The organism is Hymenobacter terrestris (genome assembly GCF_013377905.1).
In the GTDB taxonomy this organism is placed as follows: Bacteria; Bacteroidota; Bacteroidia; order Cytophagales; family Hymenobacteraceae; genus Hymenobacter; species Hymenobacter terrestris.
Genome location: NZ_JABKAV010000106.1, coordinates 1 through 6,578 on the forward strand (window position 1 = coordinate 1; position 6,578 = coordinate 6,578).

Consider the following 6,578-nt stretch of genomic DNA (forward strand, 5'->3'; position numbering starts at 1 on the left):
TTACCTTCGTACCGTTTAGATAAACGCTCGCTCATTGGCACGTGTGCTCCGCTTCGTTTATGCAGGCCGGTCCTACTGCGTCCAGTCAAAGGCTGTTTCGTCTCCCAGTTCGGCCGCCGCACACGCTTCGTCCTCGCTGCTGCAGTCAAGTAGCCCCCTCAACACCAGCGCCCGCACCTCGGCCCGTTGTGGCCGGGCATCGGCGAGCTGCCGGTAGTGGCCCGCGACCACGTTGGTGGCGAGCTCGCCGAGGGTAGCCGTCGGAAGGGCCACGTGGGTCCACGACCAGCTGCCCACAACCAAGGCGCTGCACAAGCCCGCGGCGACGGCCAACGCCCCGTGGGGGGCGGAAATCCACACGGCGGCCGTGCTGGCGGCCCACGTCAGCAGGAACGCGGGGATGGGAAAGTGCAGCCCCGGCACGGGCAACCCGCTAGCCCGCCCCAGCCGCTGCCACTGGGCGGGGCGGGTCCGCCATGGAAATGCCGCCGCCAAGGACGTGCCGGGGGCTAGGACCTGCTGCCTCGGGGCCACCTCCGCCAGTGCCCGGCGCAGGCGGTAGAACGTGCGTTGCGTGGTGCACGCGGGGCGGGTGCTCCACGGCCCGTGGGCCAGCAAGCGCCGCTCAACGACGGCCCACACGTCGCCCACCGTTTCGGCGCGAGCAAAATCGTCGGCGGCGAATCGCACCCCCAGGCTGGTTTCCCACTTTGGCAGTTCGTAGCTGAAATCTTCGCTGCTAAGGGAAAAACGAGAACGGACCATGGGGAGGCGCGGATAAGACGGGCAAAAATAAGCGGTCGACGCCCACGCTCCTTTGCCGGATTAGCCATTTGCGTGGGCTTGGCTGCGAGCGAAGCGCATCTAAGTCGGGGCGTGTATTACAAACGTAACGCTCCTTTGATCAAACGCAGAGCGTTTGCCTTCGGACCTTTCTAATGAACATAACTGGACTTCACGGACAGATGCAACCAGTTAATTTTATGCTTCCCGTAAAGAAGGTTGTCCATCTTTTGCTAGCGGAGAATTATCAGACCGGTATAGCTCGGATTTCCACCAAGACCTGCTGCAGGCAACTGATATACTACAAGCCATCTGTTTACGTCCTGGCCACCTAACTGATCCACTTATTTCTAACTATGAGGCACAAGACGTGTATGAACAAGATGGTCGCAGTGGAGATATGCTAAAATTCTTTCTCTGGGTGGACCAGCAACCGAGTGAGCTGATTAATATATTAACATGCTAAAGGAGGATAATAAATTGCATTATCCTCCTTTAGCATGTTAACGCGACGTTAAGACCGTTTTTGCTTAAATTTACTACCGGGGTACTCGGCCTAACCATACTTAAATATGCGGATTGTCTTCCTCACAGCGCTGCTTCTTGGTGGCCTAAGGTTGGATGCTCAGGCCCAGGACGTCAAGCAGGTCATGGATCTTAAGCTCCTGAATCTCAAATTCTTTGACGAGGCCGCGGTGGTGCTCACAACTGGGGCCATCCTTACCGGAACCCTTCAGCTATATGCCGAAAAGGACGTGCTCTCTCTCCGGGGCGTTAATGACAGCATCTACACGCTGCCGGCCCAACAGGTTCGCGGCTTTGCTGTCAAAGACGACATCGCGCAGCAACATGCGGGCGATAGTTATGTGGCCTTGCAACGCATCTTCTTGACCTTTCCATTGCCCCCGAGCCGCAAGGCGGTAGCGCCCGCGTGGGGGTTTTTCGAGCAACTTAGCCGAGGAGCCGGCCCTGTGCTGCTGTTGCGTCGCGAGCGACTAACTGGTATTGACCTACATATCATGCATACTTCCAGTGGAGTAACAAGCGCTAGCCTCCCTCGGCCCCTTGCCACGGCGAAGAGCTACGTTACCACCTCGCTATATCTAGGCACGGCCACCGGCCCAGTTGTTTTCCTGCGCAAGCCCCAAGACGTGCTCAAGTACTTTGCCAAGCAGGCCCCGCAACTGCGGGCGTATGCGCGCGAAAATGGTCTGCGCTATGATAACAACCGGGACTTGTCCTTTCTGATCAACTACGCCAATACGCTGGTGAAGAAGCCATGACCTGACTGCAAAGCGTTTCGGTGGCATCCCGTCATCGTAATGCCAACTGCTGTTGACTAAGAAATGCGATTAGTAATCCGGTTGGTGAAACACTACGAAAGTTTAACGGCTCCTTCAATTGAACGGCGCGTTTACCTTGCCACCGTTAAAGTGAACCCCTACGCTCTACGCTTGATACCCGCCGTATGCTCGACTTAAACGCTCCGATACTGCCGGGCCACTCGGCTGCGGGCATCCGCCTGGGGCAGCCCGTGGCGGAAGTGCTGCTCCAGGCTCCCGCCCCCGTGGTTGAAACGTTGCCTACGCTCACCGTGTACCGGTTTGGCGCCGTGTCGGTGTGGGCCCGCGATGGAATAGTGGACCAAATCGGCGTATTTGCCGGCTATACCGGCACCTTGCCTTCGGGTGTTTGCCTGGGCATGCCCTTGGTCGAAGTGCAGCGACGCATGGGGCCGGTCGTGCAAGAATGGGACGATGCGCTAATGGTCGAAGGCAGTGACGGGTGGTTCTTTGAAATGAGTTCGTGGGACAATGGATGGGAGGTGGAACAAAACCTAGAGGCCCGATTGGTCGAAATATTTGTGAACGCTTCGAAGCAAGGCGAATGAGCGTGGGTTCGCCGTTACCCTCGATTTGATAAATGGAGCGCGTTTATCTTCGGACCCTTTGGCTAGACCGTTAGAGCCAGCTCACAATTTAGCAATCAGCCAGCGGGTGTGCTCCGTGTGGGTGAAGGGGTCTTCTTGCACCTTAGCCAATGCCTGTTCGCGAGAACGGGCGCTAAACGCCTCACCGGTGGGGGTGATGGCATACGCCGGCACTTGGCTTTGGTCGAGTTGAACTAAGTAGCCTTGGGCCAGTAGGTACTCCTCTATTTCGCCCCAGTGCAGCCAGCCAAAGCGACGTTCCAAATGCCGTATGATATTTTAGGCATTGGTGGCCAGACCGTTTTAAAAAAGCAAAAGAGCAATAACGGGTTCGTGTGCTTCCATCAGTCAGGAGACTATGTCAATCCTTGAAGAGGTAAATAACGCTCCTTTCGCCAAACGCAGCGTTTACCTTCGGACCGTTTGCGTGAACACATTGTGGCATGTTGCTGGCATTTTTGATTTAGGAAAACAATCCCCATTAGACTTGGCGCTTTGCTGCTCACCTCCAACGTTATAATTATTAAGTAGGTATTGGAAATGCCTAGCGAGGTGACACCTTTGCTTGATTTCTCCTTTTCCCTTCTTGCCTGTTGTGTACCATGAAGCCAACACATAAAAAAGCGGTTTGCCTTGCTATCGCCGTACTCGGCATTTTCCTAAGTGGTATGGGAATTGGCTTAGTATACGGAGTCGACCACCCACGTCCGAACGATAAGCGGACCCCGGAGGCGCAAGCCGCACGCCGGTCGATGGGCACCACCCTTACCTGGACAGGTCTGGCCGTGACCTTCGGCTGCTCCCTTGGCTTGCTCATGATGGCGCGAAACAGCGAAAAGAAAGCCTAAAACCTGCGACGCCCCAAAGGCTCCTACTTTTTGAACAGGGCGCGTTTAGCTTGCCACCGCTTCAGTAAACCGAAGCGGGCAAGTCCATTTGCACGGCACCAGGCCGTAATTCATACGTGTCTTCTTATCGCGGACTGTCTGGGTTGCCCTTTTGTTTTTTGTACACAGCAGAGGCGAAGATGAGCGCGAGTGCTCCCCCAAAGGACAGCCCCTGCCCCAGCTTCGCCAAGGAGTCGTTGCGGCCGGAATAGTAGCCCGCCATGAAGATTCCGCCCAAGGCCAAGAGCAGGCATAAAGTGGCAACAAAGTAGAAGGAGCGGGATGGGTTTTTCATAGGGATTCGCAATCGGTGGTGTCGTGGGAACAAAAAGGTGCCGAGGCAGTAGGTTTCTTCGGGGAAATCTGGCATTCGGACGAGCCTTGCAAGACCGGGTGTTTTTTGAAGCGCTGTCGGCCAGCCAAAGGTCAAATAAACACTCCTTATTTTAAACAACGGACGTTAACCGCCGGACCGTTTGGCTGAACCACCTTGTTGACTCGTCCTGAAAAGCGTTGACACGTTGATGCCCTGCGGCACTTTTGCCGGCAACTTGACTCCCGTAGTTTCCATTGATTGTTTTCCGCTGACACAGCTCAGTCGATTGTGCAGCCCAAAGGTCCGGGTTGCCCGCAACGGAAGTAGGGTGAATATTCGGTTTTCGCCAATTGCTAATGCTTTATCTTACCCGTCCCCTCGCGCTCGCTCGGCAGGGGAGGCCCGTTGCCTGCCGCTACCCAGGCCGCCAATGCGGGCGTACGTTGTCTTTCCAGCCCATTCTACCCCATGAAAAAGTACTACCTGTTCGGATTGCTCGGCGCCGGGCTACTGGCCTTCCGGCCCGCCGCTACGCCCCCGGCATCTGTTCTCAAAACCCAGGCCCTGCAGGACCTGCAGGCCCGTTACGCCGACTATCAGCAGCTGGCCCAGCGCATCTGGGGCTTCGCCGAAGTGGGCTATAAGGAAGCCCAGAGCTCGGCGCTACTTCAGCAAACGCTGCGCGAGCAAGGCTTCGTGGTGGAGGCGGGCGTCGCGGGTATGCCCACGGCCTTCGTCGCTACCTACGGCAGCGGCCAGCCTGTGATTGGCGTGCTGGCCGAATTCGACGCGCTGCCCGGCCTGGCCCAGCAGACAGTGGCCACCAAAACGCCCATTGCCGGTCAGGACGCCGGCCACGGCTGCGGCCACAACCTGTTCGGCACCGCCAGCGTGGCCACGGGCCTCGAAATCCAGAAGCTTCTCAAGGAAGGCAAGCTGCGCGGCACCATCAAGGTCTACGGCTGCCCGGCCGAGGAAGGGGGCAGCGGCAAGGTGTACATGGTGCGCGCGGGCCTGTTCAAGGGCGTAGACGCGGTGTTGCACTGGCACCCGGGCAGTCAGAACGCGACCATGGTGGGCAAGTATATCGCCAACTCCTCGGCCAAGTTCCGGTTCCACGGCGTGGCGGCGCACGCAGCGGCGGCGCCCGAGCGCGGCCGCAGTGCCCTCGATGGCGTGGAAGCCATGGACCAGATGGTGAACATGCTCCGCGAGCACGTGCCCCAGGAAACGCGCATTCACTACGTCATTACCAACGGCGGCAAGGCCCCCAACGTGGTGCCCGACTTCGCCGAGGTGTACTACTACGTGCGCCACCCAGACCGGGCCGACGTGCAAGCCACCTTCGCGCGGGTGGTAAAGGCCGCCGAGGGCGCCGCCCTGGGCACCGGCACCACCATGGACTACGAACTGGTGGGCGGCACCCACGACCTGCTCATCAACGAAACGCTGGCCCACGCCCTGCAAACCAACTTAGAGCAGGTCGGCGGCGTGCGCTACAGCCCCGAAGAGCTGGCGTTCGGCCAGCAGATCCAAACGTCCCTCGGCGCGCCCGCGCCCCCGGTTGAGCAGGCCGCGCAGGTGCTCCCCTACCAGGTGCGCGAGATGGGCGGCAGCAGCGACGTGGGCGACGTGAGCTACGTGGTGCCCACCGTGGGCCTGACGGCCGCCACCTGGATACCCGGCACGCCCGCTCACAGCTGGCAGGCCGTGGCCTGCAGCGGCAAGGAAGTTGGTAGCAAGGGCATGATGGTGGCCGCTAAAACAATGACGCTTACCGCCATCGACCTGTTCACCATGCCCCAGCTGGTTGCCAAGGCCAAGCAGGAACTCCAGCAGAAGGTCGGCAACTACGTGTACAAGCCCCTGCTCGGCGACCGGGCGCCGGCGCTGAACTACCGGGACTAGGGCCTCCACGCGCCCAACCGCTCAGGGTATTCTCGTTACCCGCCCCCTACGCACCCGTCCAACGGCTGGGTAGGGGGCGGGCTTTGTTTGGCCTTCAGCACCTACTGGCACATGAGCGAAGATGACCAGATCATGCGGATGCTTCTTAGAATTGGCCTTACTGGCCGTGTTACCAGCAGTTGCCTGCTATTTCATCCTGTCAAAAAGCGTGCTGGGCAAAAAAGCGTACGGGCCCCTTGTGGTATTGATGACTGTGGCATTTTTGCAAATAGTGGTCTTTCACTCCTGGGTGAAAATCCCGCATACGTTTCGATATACAGTGGACCTGTATCGAACGTCGTGGTTCTTTTGGGCGCCTAGCTTGGCGGTGTGTGCGATTAAACAGTTTTTTAAACTGGTTTGAATCGCTCCTTCTGCTGAACGACGATCTAACGTTAATCCTCCAGCACATTAAACTCTGTTTCTAAATACTGAAGGATCGTATTATTATCATGCTGCGCGCACTTGTTTTCAACTTCACGCAAGAGAAATTCTCTGAGCATATCATAACTATATTCTTTGACGAGTATCACCTTTTTTAGAGCATAATAAAGTTCCCCAGGGAGTAAATTATGCCGCGCATAGTTGGCCAACCCCTCGGCATCTGCTAATAAAAACCAATAAGTTATGACTCCAGCTTCCTCTTTGTGGGCTATATCGAACGCAACTTCAGTGCAGAATGGGCCTATAGGAGCAAACGTCCTGATGTCACTTT

The 6,578-nt window shown here is 57.4% G+C and carries 7 protein-coding genes; 3 read left to right on the forward strand and 4 right to left on the reverse strand.

Annotated elements, in window-relative coordinates; all coding sequences use genetic code 11:
- Window positions 1-72: 72 nt before the first annotated feature.
- The gene (locus HW556_RS17635; RefSeq protein ID WP_176901438.1) at window positions 73-765 is read right to left on the reverse strand and encodes a hypothetical protein; all 693 of its coding nucleotides are present in this window, start codon (window positions 763-765) and stop codon (window positions 73-75) included.
- A gap of 590 nt (window positions 766-1,355) precedes the next feature.
- Between HW556_RS17635 and HW556_RS17640 the strand changes: the two genes are divergently transcribed.
- Both HW556_RS17640 and HW556_RS17645 read left to right on the forward strand, forming a co-directional pair.
- Window positions 1,356-2,066 (forward strand): hypothetical protein, encoded by a 711-nt coding sequence (locus tag HW556_RS17640; RefSeq protein WP_176901439.1) that lies wholly within the window; start codon window positions 1,356-1,358, stop codon window positions 2,064-2,066.
- Window positions 2,067-2,251: 185 nt separating this feature from the next.
- Window positions 2,252-2,674, forward strand: a complete 423-nt coding sequence (locus tag HW556_RS17645; protein ID WP_176901440.1) for a hypothetical protein — start codon at window positions 2,252-2,254, stop codon at window positions 2,672-2,674.
- An 81-nt stretch (window positions 2,675-2,755) separates the two neighbouring features.
- On the opposite strand, the gene HW556_RS17650 is transcribed toward HW556_RS17645, so the two are convergent.
- Window positions 2,756-2,977, reverse strand: coding sequence for a hypothetical protein (locus tag HW556_RS17650; protein WP_176901441.1), 222 nt, complete (start codon window positions 2,975-2,977; stop codon window positions 2,756-2,758).
- A 708-nt stretch (window positions 2,978-3,685) separates the two neighbouring features.
- Window positions 3,686-3,895: a hypothetical protein gene (locus HW556_RS17655; protein WP_176901442.1), complete on the reverse strand. Its 210-nt coding sequence runs from the start codon at window positions 3,893-3,895 to the stop codon at window positions 3,686-3,688.
- A 489-nt stretch (window positions 3,896-4,384) separates the two neighbouring features.
- Between HW556_RS17655 and HW556_RS17660 the strand changes: the two genes are divergently transcribed.
- Complete coding sequence (locus tag HW556_RS17660; RefSeq protein WP_176901443.1) at window positions 4,385-5,824, forward strand: amidohydrolase; 1,440 nt, start codon at window positions 4,385-4,387, stop codon at window positions 5,822-5,824.
- Between the two features lie 434 nt (window positions 5,825-6,258).
- On the opposite strand, the gene HW556_RS17665 is transcribed toward HW556_RS17660, so the two are convergent.
- A partial coding sequence (locus HW556_RS17665; RefSeq protein WP_176901444.1) for a hypothetical protein occupies window positions 6,259-6,578 on the reverse strand: 320 nt, incomplete at its 5' end.